Source organism: Curtobacterium sp. VKM Ac-2889, from assembly GCF_015350855.1.
GTDB lineage: Bacteria > Actinomycetota > Actinomycetes > Actinomycetales > Microbacteriaceae > Curtobacterium > Curtobacterium poinsettiae.
The window spans coordinates 84488-103726 of record NZ_JADKSC010000003.1 but is presented as its reverse complement, the minus strand read 5'-3'; the positions used below and the strand labels follow the sequence as shown (position 1 = coordinate 103726).

The window sequence follows — 19239 nt, the reverse complement described above, 5'->3', positions numbered from 1 at the left end:
GCGGCTCACGGACCCCTAGTCGGCGACGGATTGCTTGCGCCAACGGATGCCGGCGTTGATGAAGCCGTCCAGATCGCCGTCGAACACGGCTGAGGGGTTGTTCACCTCGTGCTCCGTCCGGAGGTCCTTGACCATCTGGTACGGCGCCAGGACGTACGAGCGGATCTGATCGCCCCAGCTCGCCGTGATGTTGCCGGCGAGCTCCTTCTTCTTCGCGTTCTCCTCTTCCTTCTTCAGCAGGAGCAGGCGCGACTGCAGCACGCGCATGGCGGCTGCGCGGTTCTGGATCTGTGACTTCTCGTTCTGCATCGAGACCACGGTGCCGGTCGGGATGTGCGTCAGCCGCACCGCCGAGTCGGTCGTGTTGACGGACTGTCCGCCGGGGCCCGACGAGCGGAACACGTCGACACGGATGTCGTTCTCGGGGATGTCGATGACGGCGGTCTCCGGCATGAGCGGGATGACCTCGACCGCGGCGAAGGACGTCTGGCGCTTGCCGGCGGCGCCGAACGGCGACATCCGGACCAGGCGGTGGGTGCCGGCCTCGACCGACAGCGTGCCGAACGCGTGCGGGGCGTCGATCTCGAACGTCGCGGACTTGATGCCCGCTTCTTCGGCGTAGGAGGTGTCCATCACGGTGGTCTTGAAGTTGTGCTGCTCGGCGTACCGGAGGTACATGCGGAGGAGCATCTCGGCGAAGTCCGCCGCGTCGACACCACCGGCGCCGGCACGGATCGTGATGACGGCCGGACGGTCGTCGTACTCGCCGTCGAGGAGCGTCTGCACCTCGAAGTCGCCGATCATCTTCTGGATCGCCTTGAGCTCGGCGAGGGCTTCGTCGGCCGACTCCTGGTCGTCGCCCTCGTTCGCCATCTCGACCAGCACCTCGAGGTCGTCGATGCGCTGCTCGGTGTCGGTGATCTTCTTCAGCTCCGACTGCCGGTGCGAGAGCGAGCTCGTCACCTGCTGCGCGTGGTCGACGTCGTCCCAGAGGTCCTGGGCCCCGGCCTGCTCGCTGAGGTCGGCGATCTCACGCTGCAGGCGGTCGACGTCGACCACCGAGCGGATGTTGCCGAAGGTCTCGCGAAGGGCGGAGAGCTGCTCGGTGAAGTCCAGTTCGACCATGGTCATCGATCCTACCGGCGCGAGTCCGACTCGGCCGACCGGGGGTCAGTAGTCGATGTGCTCCGTCCGTCCCGACGACAGGGCACGAGTGGCCGCCTCGGCGATGGCCTGGGCCCTGAGCCCGTCCTCCAGGGAGACCGGCGGCTCGGATCCGGACTCGAGCGACGCGACGAAGGCGGCGAGCGTCGCGGCGTAGGTGGGCTGCACACGCTCGAACCAGCCGTCGTGGAGTCCGTCCGCGACGATCTGCCCATCGGTGTAACGAGCGACGTTACCGCGGTGGTTCCGCCGCGACTCGACGAGTCCGGACGATCCCATGACCTCGATGCGCTCGTCGTAGCCGTAGCCGGTGCGCCGCACGCTGTCGATCTGCACGAGCGCGCCGGAGGGCATCGTGAGAGTCGTGACCGATGTGTCCACGTCGCCGAACTCGCGGATGGCCGGGTCGACGAGCGCCGAACCCGCCACCGCGACCGTCACCGGGTCCTCGCCAGTGATCCACCGCACGAGGTCGAAGAAGTGCACGGTCTGGTCGCGGAGCTGGCCGCCGGAGACCCGCAGGTAGTCGAGCGGCGGCATGGACGGGCCACGGGAGCTGAGCTGGAGGAGTTCGACCGCACCGATCTCCCCCGCGGCGACGATGCGTTGCAACTCGGCGTGGTCACGGTCCCACCGCCGGTTGAAGTCGAGCATCGCCGGCACGCCGCTGGCACGCACGTGCTCCACCACCGCGACCGCGTCGGCGTACCCGGCAGCGATGGGTTTCTCGCAGAGCACGGCGATCCCGGCGTCGGCGGCAGCGCGCAGGTGCTGCGCGTGGGTGTCGGTGGAGGAAGCGACGAAGACCGCGTCGACCTGCGCCGCGTCGAACGCCTCATCCTGGGTGAGCGCCCGGGTGCCGTGGCGTGCCGCCAGCGACGCAGCGCGGTCACGATCGACGTCGTGGATCCCCACGAAGTCGACGTCGGTGTGCGCTGCGAGGGACGCGGCGTGCACAGCGCCGATGAACCCGGCGCCGACGAGGGCAAAGCGTTGCGTCATGATCAGCCCACCAGGATCGCGGTCAGGTCGTGCATCGTGCGTGCGACGACGGCGGGATCCTGTTCGTTCGCCCGGTCGGAGAACATCTCGGTGACCCACCATCCGTCGTAGCCGGTGGCCTTGATCGCCTCGACCCACTGCTGCAGCGGGATCGCGCCACCGCCGATCACGACGTTGCGGTGGACGGCTTGGTCGGGAACCGTCCGGTCGCGGTCCAGGTCGAACCCGTCCGACAGGTGGACGGCCTTGATGACCGACGCGGGCAGCGCTCGGACCTCGGCCAGCGTGTCCCCGGTCGTCCAGAAGTGCCAGGTGTCGAGTGCGATGCCGACGTTGTCGCGCCCGGCCTCCTCGATGATGTCCAGCGCGTGCCGGCATCGGTTGAGGTGCGCCCACGCGAGGGGCTCCAGGTAGACCTCGAGTCCGTGGTCCGCGGCGATGTCCGCCGCCAGACGGACGTTCGCTCCGGTGATGCGGACCGCTGCGTCCTCGTCGAGCCCCAGCGTCGCCCGGTACCGGGTGTCGTCGTCGGCCAGGCGGCCCGCGCGGTGGTCACGGACGACCGCGGAATCGACCGGCCCGGTGCACAGCTGCACGATGGGCGCCCCGACGGCGGTCGCCACACCGCACATGCGCTCGACCTCCGCCACGAAGTCGTCGCGACCGGCACCCTGACGCTCGATGTCGAGCACCGCACCGAGCCCCGTCACTTCGAGCCCCTCGAGCAGCGGCGGCAGCGTCCGGATGTCGTAGCCGGCGTCGAGGTACCGGTAGAGCTTCGGGCTCTGCAGCTCGATCCCGCCGTACCCGGCTTCCCTCGCCAGTCGGATGTCCTGGACGACGTTGCCGTGGAACGTCGTCGTGACGTTCATGGAGATCTTCGGGGGCATCTGCGCTCGCTTCGTTGGACAGCACTGGAATGAACTGGACCGGTCCAGAATACGACTAGCCTGCATCCATGTCGAGACCGCACCACGCCCCGACCATCCGGGACGTCGCCGAGCACGCCGGGGTCTCGAAGTCGCTGGTCTCGCTCGCGCTCCGCGGCGACCCAGGGGTCAGTGACGCTCGTCGCGCGGCCGTCGAACGAGCAGTCGCCGAACTCGGCTACCGACCGAACCGCGCAGCCAGGAGCCTCGGTGAGCAGCGGACGGGCACCGTCGGCGTGCTGCTGAACGACCTGCGGAACCCCTGGTTCGTCGACCTGCTCGCCGGCCTGACCGCCACACTCGACACCGTCGGGCTGGCACCCATCCTGGTCGACTCGGCGACCACCCGGCGTGTGGGCGGCTCCCCCGTGGACATGCTCCTGCGACAACAGGTCGACGGGATCGTCGTGGTCGGCACCACCGAGGACGACGCCGCGCTCCGACGGGCCGCCCAGGAGATCCCGGTGGTCCTCGCCGGGACCTACGAGCCTGACGACCTGCACACCGACGTGGTCGTGAACGACGACCACGCCGGCGCGTCGATCGCGACCGAGCACCTCCTCGCACTCGGGCACACGCGGATCGGTCACCTCGTCGGCCCGGGGCGCGTCGGGGAGCTCCGCGAGCAGGGTTTCCGCACGACGATGACCCGCCACGGTGCCGACGCCGTCGTGGTGCCGGCCGGCATGAGCGAGGAGAGCGGGTACGCGGCGGCCCGACGAGTCCTGGCCACGGCTGACCGTCCGACCGCGCTCGTCGCCTACAACGACCTCGTCGCCATCGGCGCGTTGTCCGCGGCCGACGACCTGGGCCTGGCCGTCCCGGACGACGTGTCGCTCGTCGGCTACGACGACACGTACCTCGGCAGCATCCGGCACATCTCGCTGACCACGGTCGACAACGGGACCTTCGCGATCGGGGCCCAGGCCGCACGCTGGCTCGGGGAACGCGTGCACGGCCGAACGCCGGAGCCGCGCGTGCACCGAGTGCCGGTGTCACTGGTGGTGCGGCGCACGACGAGCAGTCCGAGACCGACGGCCGACGACCGCTGACGACGGACGCGCCGACCGTGCGGTGTCCCAGCGCGCCCGCCTGTCCGGCGCGCTGGGAAACGGCCGACCGGGAGGCCCGGCGCAGGTCCGTCACACCGGTCACGGTGACGTCGACCGGGGGCCTGCCACCCGCGTCCGCCCGCGGCGCGACACGCCGGCGGACGCCGCTGTGTCAGGATCGCGTCGCTGGCGACACTCCTGAGGTGAGAGGGGGCAACCGTGGATGACGGCGCCAACGCCGACGCAGCACTGAGGCGTCGACTCGCGAACGGCGAACGTGCGGCGTTGGCTGACGCGTTCGATCGGTACGCGCCCACCCTGACCCGCTTCGCATGGGCCCTGGCCTCCAGCAGCGAGGACGCCGAACGGATCGTGCAGGACACCTTCCTCACGCTCTGGCAGCGCGGCGGAACGCTCCGTCTGGCGACCGACGCCCTGCTGCCCTGGCTGCTCGTCGTGTGCCGCGACCACGCGCGCCGCCCCGGCACGGGTGACGGCGACACCGCAGGTCCCGACGCGGACGGTGCCCGCGTCGGACTGCGTTGGGTCCGCGACGAGATCGATGCGCTGGCACCCGTCGACCGCCGCCTCTGCGAAGCCTGCCTCGTCGACGGACGCTCCTACGCGGACGCCGCCGAGGCCCTCGGCCTCACCGTCGACGCTGCTCCCCGCGGTGCAGCCCGATCCCGTGCCCGACTGCAGAAGGCGGTGATGCACGATGAACACTGAGCCTCCCTCCGGCGACGACCTGCAGCGCATGCTCGTCGCGATGAAGCGCACCGTGCTCACCCGCGCGACCGAACAGCGCCCTGCGCCGCGCCGACGTGGTCGCCGCGCCGCGATCGTCATCGGTGTCGTCGCCCTGCTCGGCCTCGGGATCACCGGTGGTGGCGTCGCACTCGGCGTGATCCCGCAGCCGTTCCCCGCCGACCCCGCCCCCGTCTCCACGCCGGGGCCCACCGAACCGGCCACGACCAGCACCCCGGAGTCCGCTCCGGTCCAGGAGACCCCGGAGCCCACAGCCCCACCGACACGATCCACTGCCCCGACACCGAGCAAGGGCCCCTTCGCGCTCGACGACCCGTCCTCGTGGACCATCTCGGGCGACGAGGTCGGTCCGATCGCGCTCGGCGGCGCCACGGAGGCGGAGAGCGACGACCTCGCGCAGGCGTACCGTCTGGTGCCCGCGACGCCGAGCACGTGCACGGCTCCGGGAACGTGGGCGCGCGACGGCAGCCCGACGCTGCGGATCACCGAGGAGGACGACCGCGTGACCGGGGTCCTGATCGGCACCGAGGGTGACTCTGCCCGGACGACGACGGCTGGGCCGACGACCGCCGCGGGGATCGGTGTGGGGTCGAGCTCCGATGCACTCCGGGCCGCGTACCCGTCACTCACGGAACGGATCTCGACACCGGACGGATCCTGGTCGCGGTGGGACGTCCAGCTGCCCGGCGGCCTCGTCTCGTTCCAACTCGGCGAGGGCGGGGCGAACGTCGAATCGGTGTGGGTCAGCGCGGAGCAGAACCTGCCCACCGCGGTCTGCGACCTCTGAGCGTCGAGGTACCCGGACCGGACCGGCCGGTCATCCACTGAGCGCGGAGACACGACTGGACAGGTCTTGTACATGTACGCTCATGGCATGCCGATCACCTCGAAGCGACGTCTCGTCGCCGACGCGCTCCGCGACGAGATCGCGACGGGGCGGTACCGAGCCGGCGAGCGCCTGCCCGGCGAGCACGACCTGGCCGTGCGCTTCGCCGTCAGTCGTGGCACCGTCCGAGCTGCCCTCGCCGACCTCGCAGACGACGAGTACATCGCCACCCGGGGTGGGATCGGCTCGGTCGTCACGTTCGACGGCGCCTCCCTCGACCCCCGCGGCGGCTGGGCACGGTCCATCGCCGCTTCCGGGACCGAGGTGTCGACCCGCACCCTGCGCATCGAGCGGTTCGAGGACGCAGCGCTCCAGACCGAGGTCGATGCCGCCAGCGCGACGTTCGTCGCGGTCGACCGGCTCCGTGTCGTCGTCGGTGGCAGTCCGGTGTCCCTGGAGCGCAGCGTCGTGCCGCACCTGGGGCGCCTGGCGTCCGCGACCACCGACGGACTCGTCGACGGCTCCCTGACGGCCACGATCGCCGAGACCGGTCTGGTGCCGGCGAGCGCCGAGCAGTGGATCGACGTCGTGCCGCTCGACATCGACGACGCGGCCTTGCTCGACCGCACCGCGGGCACGCCGTTCCTGCGCAGCCGACGCATCGCACGCACGGCCGAAGGCGCGTTCGTCGAGCGTGTGGACAGCCTCCTCGACCCCGACCGCTTCCGACTGCACATGCGCTTCGGGACCACGTCACGACCCCACGACAGGACACCGTGAACCAGCACCGCCTCCGAGACCACGCCCTCGCTGCCCTGACGGGCCTGGCGATCGGCGACGCCCTCGGCATGCCGACCCAGTCGATGTCCCGCGCGCAGATCCTCGCCGACCACGGGGCCATCGCCGGGTTCGCCGACGCCGGACCGCACCAGCGCATCGCCACCGGCATGCCGGCTGGCACGATCACCGACGACACCGAACAGGCCCTGATGCTCGCCGAGCTGCTGCTCGAGGGCAACGGACGACTGGACCCGGTCCGGTTCGCCGAGGCGCTCATCGCCTGGGAGCGCGGGATGGAGGCGAAGGGCTCGCTCGACCTGCTCGGCCCGAGCACGAAGACCGCGGTGCAGCGGATCCTCGACGGCGTCCCCGCGTCCGAGGCGGGCTCGACCGGCACGACGAACGGGGCCGCGATGCGGATCACACCGGTCGGCGTCGCCGTGCCCTCGAACGACCTGGTCCGCTTGGTCGACGCCGTCCAGGACGCCAGCCGCGTCACCCACGACACCGGACTCGGCATCGCCGGAGCGAGCGCGATCGCCGGGGCCGTGAGCGCCGGCATCGACGGGGCGACCCGGTCCGGAGCGCTCGACGCCGCGGTCGCCGCCGCCACGATCGGCGCGGAGCGCGGCCACTGGGTCGCCGGTGCGGACATCGCTGCGAGGACGACGTGGGCGCGTGAGCACCTGCCGACCGTGCCCGCGTCCGCGCAGATCGACACGATCACGCGGCTCATCGGCACGAGCGTGGCCAGCCAGGAGTCCGTCGTCGCCGCACTCGCCCTCGTCGCCCTCGACCTCGACCCGTGGCAGACCCTCTGCGCAGCGGCTGCACTCGGCGGCGACACCGACACGATCGCCGCGATGGCCGGTGCGGTGCTCGGCGCCGTCCACGGGCAGGATGCCTGGCCCGCCGATGCCGTCGCCACCGTGACCACGGTCAACGACCTCCGGCTCGACCGGGTCGTCGACGGACTCCTCACCCTCCGCGCGGGCAGCTGACCCGCCTCCCCCCTCCCCCCACGCTGTGGCGTCGCCTGGACAGGCCGACGCACGGTCTCGCGCACCACCCTTCCGACGACGTAAGAGGAACCGAACCATGTCCCACACGCCCACCACGCTCAGCAGCGGCACGCTGACGACGATCGAGCAGCGGGGCATCGAGCCCGTGCCCCACGACGAACGGACCGGTACGCCCGGCGCGCTGTTCTGGGTCTGGTTCGCCGCGAACATCTCCATCCTCGGTCTTCCGCTCGGTGCGACCCTGGTCGCGTTCCAGGGCCTGACCATCTGGCAGGCGTTGCTCGTCGCGGTGATCGGCGCCGCAGGGTCCTTCGCGGTCGTCGGCGTGATCTCCGTCGCCGGCCGCCGCGGCGGTGCTCCGGGTCTGACCCTCAGCCGAGCGGTGTTCGGCGTCCGCGGGAACATCGGGCCGACGTTCGTGTCGCTGCTGTCGCGGCTCGGCTGGGAGACGGTGAACACCACGACGGCGGCGTTCGTGCTCCTGTCGCTGTTCACGATCCTGTTCGGGACGGGCGGTGACGCGAAGGCGAACCCGGTGTTGACGATCGTCGCGATCCTGGTGTTCGTCGTCGCCACGGTGCTGGTCTCCGGCCTCGGGCACGCGTTCATCGTCGCCGTCCAGAAGTGGGCGACGTGGGTGTTCGGTGCGCTCAACGTGTTCGTCGCGGTCTTCCTCGTGCTGCGCGTCGACTGGGACGTCGTCGGGTCCCAGCCCGCGGGCCCCGTCGCCGCGATGGTCATCGGCATCGGCACGATCGCAGCCGGTACCGGCATCGGTTGGGCCACGGCCGGAGCGGACATCGCCCGCTACACCCGCGCCTCGTCGAAGGCCGGCGCGCTCATCGCGTCGAGTGCCGCCGGTGCGGGCATCCCGCTCGTCGTCCTGGTCGGCCTCGGCGCGCTCGTCTCCGCCGGAGACCCGACGCTGGCGCAGGCCGGTGACCCGGTCGCTGCGATCCGCGACCTGCTGCCGAGCTGGATGGCGATCCCGTACCTCATCGCGGCGTTCGGTGGCCTGCTGCTGTCGAACCACCTGTCCGTGTACTCGGCGAGCCTCACCACGCTGACCCTCGGCATCAAGGTCCCGCGCGTGTGGGCGGTCGCGGTCGATGTGGTCGTCACCACACTCGGCGCGATGTACTTCATGCTCGTCGCCGACGGTTTCTACGCCCCGTTCATCACGTTCATCTCCGTCCTCGCCGTCCCGATCACCGCGTGGCTCGGCGCCTTCACCGCCGACATGGTCCGGCGGCGCTGGTACGACCCGGCGGCGCTCCTCGACCTGCGCGCTGGCGGCCGGTACTGGTACCGCGGTGGTGTCGCCTGGGGTGCCCTCGCCGCCTGGATCGTCGCGATCGTGATCGGTTTCCTGTTCACCGAGGTGCAGGTCGGTGACGCGGACCCCGTCTTCGTCGGTGCGTTCTCCGCGACCTGGATCGGCGCGAACGGACTCGGCTGGGTGATCACGTTCATCGTCGCTGCCGCGGTCTACCTGCTGACCGGCGGAGCACGCGGCCGGCTCACCGAGCACGAGCCGGCCACCACCACGGACGCCGGGGCGCGCGCCTGATGCCCCGCCTCGTCTCGGTCGGCAACGTCATCGTCGACATCGTCATGCGCGTCGACGCGATCCCGGATCCGGGCGGCGACGTCATCGCCTCCGCGTCGGAGATCACCGCGGGCGGCGGCCTGAACACGATGGTCGCCGCTGTCCGGGACGGACTCGACGTCGCGTTCGGGGGGCAGTACGGCAGCGGGCCGTTCGGCGACGTGGTGCGTCGCGCGCTCGCCACGTCCGGCGTGGACGTCCTGCAGCCCGGTCTCGACGACGTCGACAGCGGGTACTGCGTCGCACTCGTGGACGCCTCGACGGAGCGGACCTTCGTCACGAGCGTCGGCGCAGAGGGACAGCTCGGCCGCGCCGACCTCGACCGGATCGCCCTCGTCGCCGACGACACCGTGTTCGTGTCCGGCTACGGCCTCGCGCACGCCGTCAACGGGCGAGCGATCGCCGACTGGCTCGGGGGTGTCCCCGACTCAGTCCGCGTCGTCCTGGACCCGTCGCCGCTGGTCGACACGCTGCCCCCGGCGGTGCTCGGCCCCGTCATGGCGCGTGCGGACGTGGTCAGCGCCAACGGACGGGAGGCGCGACTCATGGCTCCCACGTCCGCGGGACTCCCCGAGGCGGTCACCACGATCGCCGCGGCCGCCCGAGGGACCGCCCTGGTGCGCGACGGCGCAGCCGGCTGCTGGGTCGTCGAGCCCGGTGCCTCCCCCGTGCTGGTCCCCGGCTTCCGGGTCGTCGCGGTGGACTCCAACGGTGCGGGAGACGCCCACGGCGGAGTGCTCGTCGCTGCGCTGTCCCGTGGTGCGTCGCTCGTCGACGCCGTCCGCCGGGCGAACGCCGCGGCGGCCCTCGCGGTCACCAGGAACGGTCCGGCGACAGCGCCGACCGCAGCCGAGACGGACGCGCTCCTCGCCCGGCTGGTGTGACGCGTCGACAAGGGTTCCCGGGGGCGGCCGTGCGCTCGATCGGCTACCCGGGACGCCGGTGCGACCGGGAGACGGCGTACCGCCGGAGCCGCACTCCCTCACGCCGTTCGATCGACGACAGCACCGCGTCGTAGTGCTCCAGGACCCGGATGGACCCGGCGTTGTCATCGCGGCAGAGCACGATCACGGGGTCGATCCCGACTCGCGAGGCGTGGGCGAGCACCTGGCCCAGCGCCCACGTCGCCACGCCGCGGCCCCGTGCTGACGGGCGGATCCCGTACCCGACGTGGCCGAACCGGTGCACGCCGGCGGTGTCTCCCGGAGCCCGGAGTGCGATCCCGCCCAGGACACGGCCGTCCTCGACGATCCACCAGAGCGCGCCGGGCCTGGCATGCACTCGGCCGACCCAGGTGCGGAACCCGTCCTCGTCGCTGACGTCGTCGTGCGCCGTGATCCCGAACCCGTCCTCGTGCAGACCCGGCCCCCACTCGGCATGCGCTTCAGCCCACGCCTCGTACAACGCCGTCTGCGGTCGCACCAACTCGAGCATGTCCAAGTATCACAACGATGCGGGTCGGTCGCGAGGCCCTCGTGGAGATCGCGTCGAGGACGGTCCCGTCGGATCACCATCGGGCCGTGGCTGGAACAGGTCTGCTCGCAGTGAGCATCGCGGTCTTGCTGGGCACCGTCGCGATCGTCCTGTGGCGCGTGCGGAACCCGGCCTGGGTGCGTGACGCTCGGCTCGCCCAGAACGCCAGTCCCGTGTCCAGTCTGCTCATGCTCGCCTTCGGTGCAGTCGTGACGACGCTCGTCCTCGTCCTCGGGGTCTTCTGGGTCGGGACCGGGCACGGCGTCGTCGGGTGGGCGATGGTCGGTCTCGCAGCGACCGGGCTCTCGCACGTCTGGGTCGGTGTGTGGATCCGACGGCAGCCGCTCCCGCAGCCGCGCGCGACCCGCACCCGCCGTGACCCGTAGAGTCGCGAGGCTCTCGACGTCAGGAGCAGAACGATGTCCAGCACCGCAACCGTGCCCCGTGGCATCCAGCCCGACGGAAGAGGCCCTACCGCCCGAGCAGCGGCTCCCGCGACGCCATCCCCGCGGCACCGGCCCGCGCGACCGCATCCGGCAGCGCAGCCAGGAACGCGTCGACGTCGGCGTCGGTCGTCGTGTGCCCGAGTGTGATCCGGAGCGCACCGCGGGCGTCCTGCTCCGACAGCCCCATCGCGAGCAGCACGTGCGACGCCTCGGGCACCCCGGCCTGGCACGCCGATCCGGTCGACACCGCGACCCCGGCGGCGTCGAGCAGGAACAGGAGCGAATCGCCCTCGCACCCGGGGAACGTGAAGTGCGCGTTGCCCGGCAGCCGGTCGACGGGGTCCCCCATCAGCACGGCTGACGGGACGGCCGCACGCACCCCGGCGACCAGGCGGTCCCGCAGGGCGGCGAGCGCCGGGTGCGGCATCGGCTCGGCGACCACCGCGCCGGCCGCCACGCCGAAGGCCGCAGCCGCAGGGGCGTCCTGCGTGCCGCTCCGCACCTGCCGCTGCTGCCCACCACCGTGGATGAGGGGTTCGACGGTCGCCTTCCGTCCGAGCACGAGCGCACCGATGCCGACGGGCCCGCCGATCTTGTGGGCGGAGACGCTGAGGGCGTCGAGGCCGGACGCCGCGAACGACACGGGCACCTGGCCGTAGGCGGCGACCGCGTCGCTGTGCACGGGCACGCCGGCGGCGTGCCCGAGTTCGACGATCCGTGACACGGGCTGGATGGTGCCCACCTCGTTGTTCGCCCACAGGAACGTGACCAGGGCGACGTCCGAGGCGTCGGCGAGCCGCGCCTCCAGTCCGGCGAGGTCGACGCGACCCTGCGCGTCCAACGGGACCACGTCGACGACGGCCCCCTCGTGCGTCTCCAACCAGGTCAGGGTGTCGACGGTGGCGTGGTGCTCGCCGCCCGGGACGACGATGCGGGGCCGCTGACGGTCACGCTGGCGAGCCCAGAACAGGCCCTTCACGGCGAGGTTGATGCTCTCGGTACCGCCGGAGGTGAACACGACCTCGACCGGGTCGGCGTCGAGCGAGCGCGCGACGGCGGCGCGGCCGTCCTCGAGCAGCATCTTCGCGCGCTGACCGGCGCTGTGGATGGACGACGGGTTGCCGACGGTGCCCAGGGCATCGGTGAAGGCGGCGAGCGCCTCCGGCAGGATCGGCGTCGTCGCGGCGTGGTCGAGGTAGACCGACAAATGCACCCCCTGGATCGAGCAGTGTCCAGGATACGCGCCGGTCCTCGTACCCTTGTCGCGTGCACGAGACAGCGATCGACCTGACGCCGGGGTTCTCCCTGGGCGGGACCGTCCCCCGGTTCACCCTGCGGTCCGCGACGGCGACGGGCGTCGTCCTGGTCGTGACGAGCGCGGGAAGCGCCGACGGCGCGGACGGGACCGACCGCTCCGACGGCTCCGAGGGCCGGCCGACCCGACACCCGCTCGAGCGCGTGCCGGACACGGACGTGTGGACCGGCGAGGTCCCCGGGGTCGTGCCCGGCGACCGGTACCACCTGCTCGTCGACGGCCCGGTCGGCCCGCGGCACGAGTTCGACCCGACGCGTCCGCTGCTCGACCCGTACGCGCGGGGCATCCTGCCGACGGGGAACGACGAAGCAGCCGGCCCGCGCTGGACCAGCGTCGTCGTCGACGACGCCTTCGACTGGGGCGGCGTCGTGAAGCCGCAGGTCCCGCTCGACCGCGCCGTCGTCTACGAGGCGAACGTCCGCACCCTGACGGCAGCGAACCCGCACCTGCCGGAACACCTGCGCGGCACGTACGCCGGGGTCGCACACGAGAGCACGATCGCGCACCTGCACCGCATCGGCGTCACCACGCTCGAGCTGCTGCCCGTGCAGGCCTTCGACACCGAGCGGTGGCTCCGCGACGCCGGCCGGCAGAACGCCTGGGGCTACAACACGCTCGGGTTCTTCGCCCCGCACGCCGCGCACGCCTCGGCACCGGCCCGGCAGCAGGGTGCCGACGCCGTCCTGCGCGAGTTCAAGGGCATGGTCCGGCTGCTGCACGAGGCCGGCATCCAGGTCGTCCTCGACGTCGTCTACAACCACACCGCGGAAGAGGGCCTGGGTGGCCCGACGACGAGCCTGCGCGGCATCGACGGTGCGAACCGGTACCGCTGGGCGCACTCCGCCTCGCCGTACCGGGACGGCTACTACGACACCACCGGGTGCGGGAACACGCTCGACACCTCGGTCGAGGCGACCGCGGACCTCATCGTCGACAGCCTGGTGTACTGGGCGCGCGAGGTGCAGGTCGACGGCTTCCGCTTCGACCTGATGGCCGCCCTGGCCCGCGACGGCGAGCACCGGTTCGACCCGTCGCACCCACTGCTCGAACGCATCCGGAACCACCCCGACCTGCAGGACACCCTGGTGGTCGCCGAGCCGTGGGACGTCGGCCCCGACGGCTGGAAGACCGGGGCGTTCGGTGCGGCCGGGGACCGCACGAGCGAGTGGAACGACGGCTTCCGGAACACGGTCAGGCAGTTCTGGCTCACCGACATCGCCGAGGAGCGCCGCACCGGCCTGCCGCAGACCGGCATCGGCCAGCTGGCTGAAGCGTTGTCGGGGTCGAGGAGTGTCTTCGGCGCCGACCGCGGCCCGCTGGCGAGCGTCAACTTCGTCACCGCGCACGACGGCTTCACCCTGCTCGACCTGGTGTCGTACGACGGCAAGCACAACGAGGCCAACGGCGAGGACAACCGCGACGGCTCGAACGACAACCGCTCGTTCAACCACGGCATCGAGGGCGACACCGCCGACCGGGGGGTCCGCGCCGCGCGTGGCCGGTCGATGCGCAACATGGTGGCGACGCTCATGCTGTCCGCCGGGGTGCCGATGCTCACCGCCGGCGACGAGCGGAGCCGCACCCAGCACGGCAACAACAACGCCTACGTGGTGTCCGACGACCTGACCCCGGTCGACTGGTCCGACGACGAGGACGCCGAGACGATGACCGAGGCCGTCGCCGCGCTGGCCCGGTTCCGGCAGGCGCACCCGTCACTCCGGCCCACCCGCTTCGGCGTCGAGGGCCAGGAGACACCAGGGGCCTCGCGGATGTCCTGGTACGGACCGGACGGGCACGCGATGACGATCGAGGGCTGGGACCAGCCGGTGCACCGCGCCCTGCAGTACTTCGTCGAGTCGACACCGGAGCACGAGCCCTTCGACCGCGTCCTGGTGGTCGTGCACGGCAGCGGCCGTACCCGCGACCTGACCCTGCCGGCGCGCGAGGACGTCCTCGGGTACCGCCTGGCCTGGTCGAGCGAGAAGCACCGAGACCACGAGCGCCTCCGTCCCGCCGGGCAGGTCTTCACCGCCTACGGCCCCGGCATCCACCTGTTCGAGGTGGCGTAGCGCGAGCAGGCGGGTGCGGCCGGGCACAGCGACCGACAGGCGGACGCAAGGCTCGTGGCGGCCCCGCCACAGGCCTTGCGTCCGGTCCTCCACAGGGTCCACGGCGCGCCCGGCCCCTCCACAGTGGGCGGAATCCGGGGAACGCGGAGCCGCCCGCCGGGTAGCGTCGCTTCCGTGGCCACCGCAGACCGACCCCGACGCCCGAAGATCGGGCGCATCCCGATCACCGAGCTCGCCCCGAGGACGCCGAACGGCTTCCCCGGCAAGGCATTCGACGGCGAGGTGATCACGTTCGGTGCGACCGTCTTCCGAGAAGGACACGGCATCATCGGCGCCGACCTCGTCCTCGAACGCCCAGACGGTGGAACACGCACCGTCCCCATGACCCTCGGTGCCCCCGGCACCGACCGCTACGACGCCACGGTGCAGGTCGACCACGTCGGCGTCTGGACCTGGCACGTCGAGTCGTACTCCGACGACTGGGCGAGCTGGCTGCACGGCGCACGCCTGAAGATCGCAGCCGGCGTCGACACCGAGGCGACGCTGCTCGACGGCGCCGTGCTGCTCGACCGGCTGGCCGACGAGACCGGCTCCCCCGCCGCCACACGCGCCGCCGCACGGGTCCGCGACACCGACCTCGACCCGGCGGAACGCCTGGCCGCCGTCGACGACCCGCGCATCGTCGCCGAGGTCGAGGAAGCCCCCCTCACCTCGCTCCGCACGCACTCCGCCACCCAGCTGCTCGACGTCGAACGCACCCGCGCCGGCGTCGGCGCCTGGTACGAGTTCTTCCCCCGCTCCGAAGGCGCGAAGAAGAACCCCGACGGCTCCTGGAAGAGCGGTGACTTCCGCACCGCGGCCCGCCGCCTGCCCGCCGTCGCCCGGATGGGCTTCGACGTCATCTACCTGCCGCCGATCCACCCCATCGGCACCACCGCCCGCAAGGGGCCGAACAACACGCTCACGCCCGGGCCGAACGACCCCGGCAGCCCCTGGGCGATCGGCTCCCCCGAAGGCGGGCACGACGCGATCCACCCCGACCTCGGCACCGAGGACGACTTCCGCGACTTCGTCGAGACGGCGAAGAACACCGGCATGGAAGTCGCGCTCGACTTCGCGCTCCAGTGCTCCCCCGACCACCCCTGGGTCACCCAGCACCCGGAGTGGTTCACGCAGCGCGCCGACGGCTCCATCGCGACCGCCGAGAACCCGCCGAAGCGCTACCAGGACATCTACCCGATCCAGTTCGACACCGACCCCGAGGGCCTGGTCACCGAGGTCGAGCGCGTCCTGCGCCACTGGATCGCCTTCGGCATCCGCATCTTCCGCGTCGACAACCCGCACACCAAGCCGCTGTGGTTCTGGGAACGGGTCATCCGTGAGATCCGCGACGAGCACCCCGACACCGTGTTCCTGGCCGAGGCGTTCACCCGCCCGGCGATGATGCGCGCGCTCGCCGAAGCCGGGTTCCAGCAGTCGTACTCGTACTTCACCTGGCGCAACACCAAGGACGAGATCGAGGACTACTTCACCGAGCTCTCGCACGAGACGAGCGACTACCTGCGCCCGAACCTCTTCGTGAACACCCCCGACATCCTCACCGAGTACCTGCAGTTCGGCGGCCGAGCCGGCTACAAGGTGCGTGCGTCGCTCGCCGCCACCGGTGCGCCGACGTGGGGCATGTACGCCGGGTACGAGCTGTTCGAGGACGTCGCACGACCGGGCTCCGAAGAGAACATCGACAACGAGAAGTACGAGTACAAGCCGCGCGACTTCGCACTGGCCGAGGCCGAGGGCGCGTCCCTCGCCCCGTACGTCACGATGCTCAACCGGTTCCGGGCGGCGCACCCCGCGCTGCGACAGCTGCGGAACCTGCACGTGCACGCCGCTGACGACCCGGCGATCGTCGTCTACTCGAAGCACCTGTCGGGTGACTTCATCCGGTCGGGTCGGCCCGACACGGTGATCGTCGTCGCCAACGTCGACCCGCACTCCGCCCGTGAGACCACCGTGCACCTGGACCTCGCCGCACTCGGTCTGCCGACCGAGGGCCTGTTCGACGTCCGTGACGTCGTGACCGGTCAGCGCTGGACCTGGGGCGCGTCGAACTACGTCCGCCTGGACGCGTTCCAGGAGCCCGTGCACCTGCTCGTCGTGGAAGGACCCCACCGATGACCCCCGAACCGACCGACCCCACGAAGCGCGGACCGGCCGTGCCGCCGGTACCGCCTCCGCCGCCGGCCGTGCCGCGCTACGAGCCGAAGGTGTCCGCTCCCGCCGAGGACCTGCCCGGTGCCCCTCCGGCCGAGCGCGAGGCGCCCGACCGCGGCGTGGCGGAGTCCGCGACGCTCGCCGGACACCCCGCCGACCCGACGCACCCGCGGCAGCCGTCCGTGGCGGCAGCCTCGTCGTCGGACGACCCGCAGGCCCCGACCGAAGGCTCGGCACCGGTCGTCCGTCCGGCGTCCGTCGACGCCCCGGTCGCCCCCGGCGCCGCTGCCGCCTCCCCGGCTCCGGCCGATGCCCCGGCCCCGGCCGTCGGCACTGCCGGTGCCGCCACGGACCCGCGCCCGGCACCGATCGAGGACTGGCTGCGCCTGCAGGTGGCCGAGGGCCGGTGGTCCCAGCCGCACGACGTGCTCGGCCCGCACCCCGTCGACGGCGGCACGAGCGTCCGCGTCGTCCGCCACCTGGCTCGCGCGGTGCGACTCGTCCGCCCCGACGGCGACGACATCGAGCTCACGCACGAGGGCGACGGGCTCTGGGCCGGCGCCACGGCCGACACGCTCGGTCGGTACCGCGTCGAGTCGGAGTACGACTACGACGCGTCGACGGACGAGGACGACGCCACCTGGACCACCGACGACGCGTACCGGTTCGCCCCGACGCTCGGCGAGCTCGACCTGCACCTGTTCGGCGAAGGCCGCGACGAGCAGCTCTGGCAGCACCTCGGTGCACACGCCCGCACGGTCGACGGGGTCGACGGGGTCGCATTCGCCGTCTGGGCACCGCGCGCCACCGCCGTGCGTGTCATCGGGGACTTCGAGGGCTGGGAAGGCCGCACCACCGCGATGCGCCGTCTGAGCGACCTCGGTGTCTGGGAACTCTTCTGGCCCGGTGCCGTCGTCGGCCAGCGCTACAAGTTCCAGATCCTCACCGACTCCGGCTGGGTGGAGCGGGCCGACCCGTTCGCCCGCGAAGCCGAGATCGCGCCGGCGACGGCCTCCGTCATCACCGAGTCCACGTACACGTGGTCCGAGGGCGACGCCGCGTGGATGGAGCGCCGTGCGCAGACCACCACGCACGACGCCCCCATGAGCGTCTACGAGGTGCACCTCGGCTCGTGGCGCCCCGGCCTGTCGTACCGCGAGGTCGCCGACCAGCTCATCGGGCACATTGAGTACACCGGCTTCACGCACGTGGAGTTCCTGCCGCTCTCCGAGCACCCGTTCGGTGGCTCGTGGGGCTACCAGGTCACCGGGTACTACGCCCCGACCGCACGCTTCGGTTCACCGGACGACCTGCGCTACCTGATCGACCGCCTGCACTCCGCGGGCATCGGCGTGATCATGGACTGGGTCCCCGGGCACTTCCCGAAGGACGAGTGGGCGCTCGGCCGCTTCGACGGCTACGCCCTGTTCGAGCACCCCGACCCCCGCCGCGGTGAGCAGCTCGACTGGGGCACCTACGTCTTCGACTTCGGGCAGCCGCAGGTCCGCAACTTCCTGGTCGCGAACGCGCTGTACTGGCTCGAGGAGTTCCACATCGACGGTCTGCGCGTCGACGCGGTGGCGTCGATGCTGTACCTCGACTACTCCCGCACCGACTGGCTGCCGAACATCCACGGTGGGCGCGAGAACCTCGACGCGATCGCCTTCCTGCAGGAGACGAACGCGACGGCGTACAAGCGGTACCCCGGCATCGTGATGATCGCGGAGGAGAGCACCTCGTGGCCGGGGGTGACCCAGCCGACGAGCGCCGGTGGGCTCGGCTTCGGGCAGAAGTGGAACATGGGCTGGATGCACGACTCGCTCGAGTACGTGCAGCGCGACCCGGCGTACCGCAGCTACCACCACGACGAGATCACGTTCTCGTTCGTCTACGCGTTCAGCGAGCAGTTCACCCTGCCGATCAGCCACGACGAGGTCGTGCACGGCAAGGGCTCCCTGTACGGCAAGATGCCCGGCGACGAGTGGCAGAAGCTCGCGAACGTGCGCGCCTACCTGGCGTTCATGTGGGCGCACCCCGGCAAGCAGCTGCTCTTCATGGGCCAGGAGTTCGCGCAGCCCGCGGAGTGGTCCGAGGCGAAGGGCCTCGACTGGTGGCTCCTCGACCAGCCCGGCCACCGCGGCGTGCAGGACCTCGTCGCCGAACTCAACCGCGTCTACAAGGACTCCCCGGCGCTCTGGACCCACGACTCGACGGCCGACGGCTTCGAGTGGCTCGAGGGCGGCGACGCACCGCACTCGACCCTCGGGTTCCTGCGGAAGGACGGCGACGACCGCGTCGCGGTGTTCGTCAACTTCTCCGGCGTCCCGGTGGAGCGTCGCTTCGGGCTGCCGACCGCGGGCGAGTGGCACGAGGTGCTCAACACCGACGCGGCCGAGTACGGCGGCTCCGGAGTCGGCAACCTCGGCGTCGTCACCGCCGAGGACACCCCGTGGGCGGGCCGCCCGGCCTCAGCGCACGTCGTGGTCCCGCCGCTCGGCGCCGTCTGGCTGAAGCTGGCCCGGTAACCCGGCCCGCGTCCAGGACGCGACCGACCGACGGACGGGAGGCCCGGT

General features: G+C 71.8%; 16 protein-coding genes. 11 read left to right on the top strand and 5 right to left on the bottom strand.

The annotated features are described in order from the left end of the window. Nucleotides 1-15: 15 nt before the first annotated feature. The 3 genes from prfB to ITJ50_RS10720 are packed head-to-tail and all read right to left on the bottom strand — an operon-like array spanning nt 16 to nt 3056. Nucleotides 16-1125 (bottom strand): peptide chain release factor 2, encoded by a 1110-nt coding sequence (gene prfB, locus ITJ50_RS10730; RefSeq protein ID WP_017888216.1) that lies wholly within the window; start codon nt 1123-1125, stop codon nt 16-18. 45 nt (nt 1126-1170) lie between these two features. Next, nucleotides 1171-2166 carry a Gfo/Idh/MocA family oxidoreductase gene (locus ITJ50_RS10725; RefSeq protein ID WP_194590475.1) on the bottom strand — a complete coding sequence of 332 codons (996 nt, stop codon included), beginning with the start codon at nt 2164-2166 and terminating at the stop codon, nt 1171-1173. Between the two features lie 2 nt (nt 2167-2168). Then, the gene (locus tag ITJ50_RS10720) at nt 2169-3056 is read right to left on the bottom strand and encodes a sugar phosphate isomerase/epimerase family protein (protein WP_140448172.1); all 888 of its coding nucleotides are present in this window, start codon (nt 3054-3056) and stop codon (nt 2169-2171) included. A gap of 68 nt (nt 3057-3124) precedes the next feature. Here ITJ50_RS10720 and ITJ50_RS10715 point away from each other — a divergent pair, with 68 nt between their 5' ends. From ITJ50_RS10715 to ITJ50_RS10685, 7 genes are all read left to right on the top strand, one after another. Further along, nucleotides 3125-4147 (top strand): LacI family DNA-binding transcriptional regulator, encoded by a 1023-nt coding sequence (locus ITJ50_RS10715; RefSeq protein WP_017888219.1) that lies wholly within the window; start codon nt 3125-3127, stop codon nt 4145-4147. Between the two features lie 285 nt (nt 4148-4432). Continuing rightward, nucleotides 4433-4876 (top strand): RNA polymerase sigma factor, encoded by a 444-nt coding sequence (locus ITJ50_RS10710; protein WP_228500798.1) that lies wholly within the window; start codon nt 4433-4435, stop codon nt 4874-4876. Next, on the top strand, nt 4866-5702 hold the full coding sequence (locus tag ITJ50_RS10705; protein WP_194590474.1) for a hypothetical protein: 837 nt from the start codon (nt 4866-4868) through the stop codon (nt 5700-5702). Before ITJ50_RS10710 ends, ITJ50_RS10705 begins: the two co-directional genes overlap by 11 nt. 87 nt (nt 5703-5789) lie before the next feature. Then, on the top strand, nt 5790-6521 hold the full coding sequence (locus ITJ50_RS10700) for a GntR family transcriptional regulator (RefSeq protein ID WP_214519717.1): 732 nt from the start codon (nt 5790-5792) through the stop codon (nt 6519-6521). Further along, entirely contained in the window at nt 6518-7522 is a 1005-nt protein-coding gene (locus ITJ50_RS10695; protein ID WP_194590473.1) for an ADP-ribosylglycohydrolase family protein, read from the top strand. The genes ITJ50_RS10700 and ITJ50_RS10695 overlap by 4 nt, the downstream gene beginning before the upstream one ends. Nucleotides 7523-7619: 97 nt before the next feature. Further along, entirely contained in the window at nt 7620-9113 is a 1494-nt protein-coding gene (locus tag ITJ50_RS10690; protein ID WP_194590472.1) for a purine-cytosine permease family protein, read from the top strand. Beyond that, a complete protein-coding gene (locus ITJ50_RS10685) occupies nt 9113-10036 on the top strand; it encodes a PfkB family carbohydrate kinase (RefSeq protein WP_017888225.1) in 924 nt (307 codons plus the stop codon). Before ITJ50_RS10690 ends, ITJ50_RS10685 begins: the two co-directional genes overlap by 1 nt. 43 nt (nt 10037-10079) lie before the next feature. Here the strand turns inward: ITJ50_RS10685 and ITJ50_RS10680 are convergent, their stop codons facing one another. After that, on the bottom strand, nt 10080-10586 hold the full coding sequence (locus ITJ50_RS10680; protein WP_017888226.1) for a GNAT family N-acetyltransferase: 507 nt from the start codon (nt 10584-10586) through the stop codon (nt 10080-10082). Nucleotides 10587-10672: 86 nt separating this feature from the next. Here ITJ50_RS10680 and ITJ50_RS10675 point away from each other — a divergent pair, with 86 nt between their 5' ends. Further along, entirely contained in the window at nt 10673-11011 is a 339-nt protein-coding gene (locus ITJ50_RS10675; RefSeq protein WP_139179675.1) for a hypothetical protein, read from the top strand. 85 nt (nt 11012-11096) lie between these two features. On the opposite strand, the gene ITJ50_RS10670 is transcribed toward ITJ50_RS10675, so the two are convergent. Then, a complete protein-coding gene (locus tag ITJ50_RS10670; RefSeq protein WP_017888228.1) occupies nt 11097-12278 on the bottom strand; it encodes a cysteine desulfurase family protein in 1182 nt (393 codons plus the stop codon). Between the two features lie 59 nt (nt 12279-12337). Here ITJ50_RS10670 and ITJ50_RS10665 point away from each other — a divergent pair, with 59 nt between their 5' ends. The 3 genes from ITJ50_RS10665 (at nt 12338) to glgB (ending at nt 19191) form a co-directional block, all read left to right on the top strand. Then, nucleotides 12338-14455, top strand: coding sequence for a glycogen debranching protein (locus ITJ50_RS10665; protein ID WP_194590471.1), 2118 nt, complete (start codon nt 12338-12340; stop codon nt 14453-14455). Nucleotides 14456-14629: 174 nt separating this feature from the next. Next, complete coding sequence (locus ITJ50_RS10660) at nt 14630-16630, top strand: alpha-1,4-glucan--maltose-1-phosphate maltosyltransferase (RefSeq protein ID WP_194590470.1); 2001 nt, start codon at nt 14630-14632, stop codon at nt 16628-16630. Beyond that, entirely contained in the window at nt 16627-19191 is a 2565-nt protein-coding gene (glgB, locus tag ITJ50_RS10655; RefSeq protein WP_194590469.1) for a 1,4-alpha-glucan branching protein GlgB, read from the top strand. Before ITJ50_RS10660 ends, glgB begins: the two co-directional genes overlap by 4 nt. Nucleotides 19192-19239 lie beyond the last annotated feature (48 nt).

What these genes read in the sequence shown, in the direction of transcription:
- prfB (WP_017888216.1), bottom strand. Translation starts at nt 1,125, where the DNA reads ATGGTCGAACTGGACTTCACCGAGCAGCTCTCCGCCCTTCGCGAGACC.
- ITJ50_RS10725 (WP_194590475.1), bottom strand. Translation starts at nt 2,166, where the DNA reads ATGACGCAACGCTTTGCCCTCGTCGGCGCCGGGTTCATCGGCGCTGTG.
- ITJ50_RS10720 (WP_140448172.1), bottom strand. Translation starts at nt 3,056, where the DNA reads ATGCCCCCGAAGATCTCCATGAACGTCACGACGACGTTCCACGGCAAC.
- ITJ50_RS10715 (WP_017888219.1), top strand. Translation starts at nt 3,125, where the DNA reads ATGTCGAGACCGCACCACGCCCCGACCATCCGGGACGTCGCCGAGCAC.
- ITJ50_RS10705 (WP_194590474.1), top strand. Translation starts at nt 4,866, where the DNA reads ATGAACACTGAGCCTCCCTCCGGCGACGACCTGCAGCGCATGCTCGTC.
- ITJ50_RS10700 (WP_214519717.1), top strand. Translation starts at nt 5,790, where the DNA reads ATGCCGATCACCTCGAAGCGACGTCTCGTCGCCGACGCGCTCCGCGAC.
- ITJ50_RS10690 (WP_194590472.1), top strand. Translation starts at nt 7,620, where the DNA reads ATGTCCCACACGCCCACCACGCTCAGCAGCGGCACGCTGACGACGATC.
- ITJ50_RS10685 (WP_017888225.1), top strand. Translation starts at nt 9,113, where the DNA reads ATGCCCCGCCTCGTCTCGGTCGGCAACGTCATCGTCGACATCGTCATG.
- ITJ50_RS10680 (WP_017888226.1), bottom strand. Translation starts at nt 10,586, where the DNA reads ATGCTCGAGTTGGTGCGACCGCAGACGGCGTTGTACGAGGCGTGGGCT.
- glgB (WP_194590469.1), top strand. Translation starts at nt 16,627, where the DNA reads ATGACCCCCGAACCGACCGACCCCACGAAGCGCGGACCGGCCGTGCCG.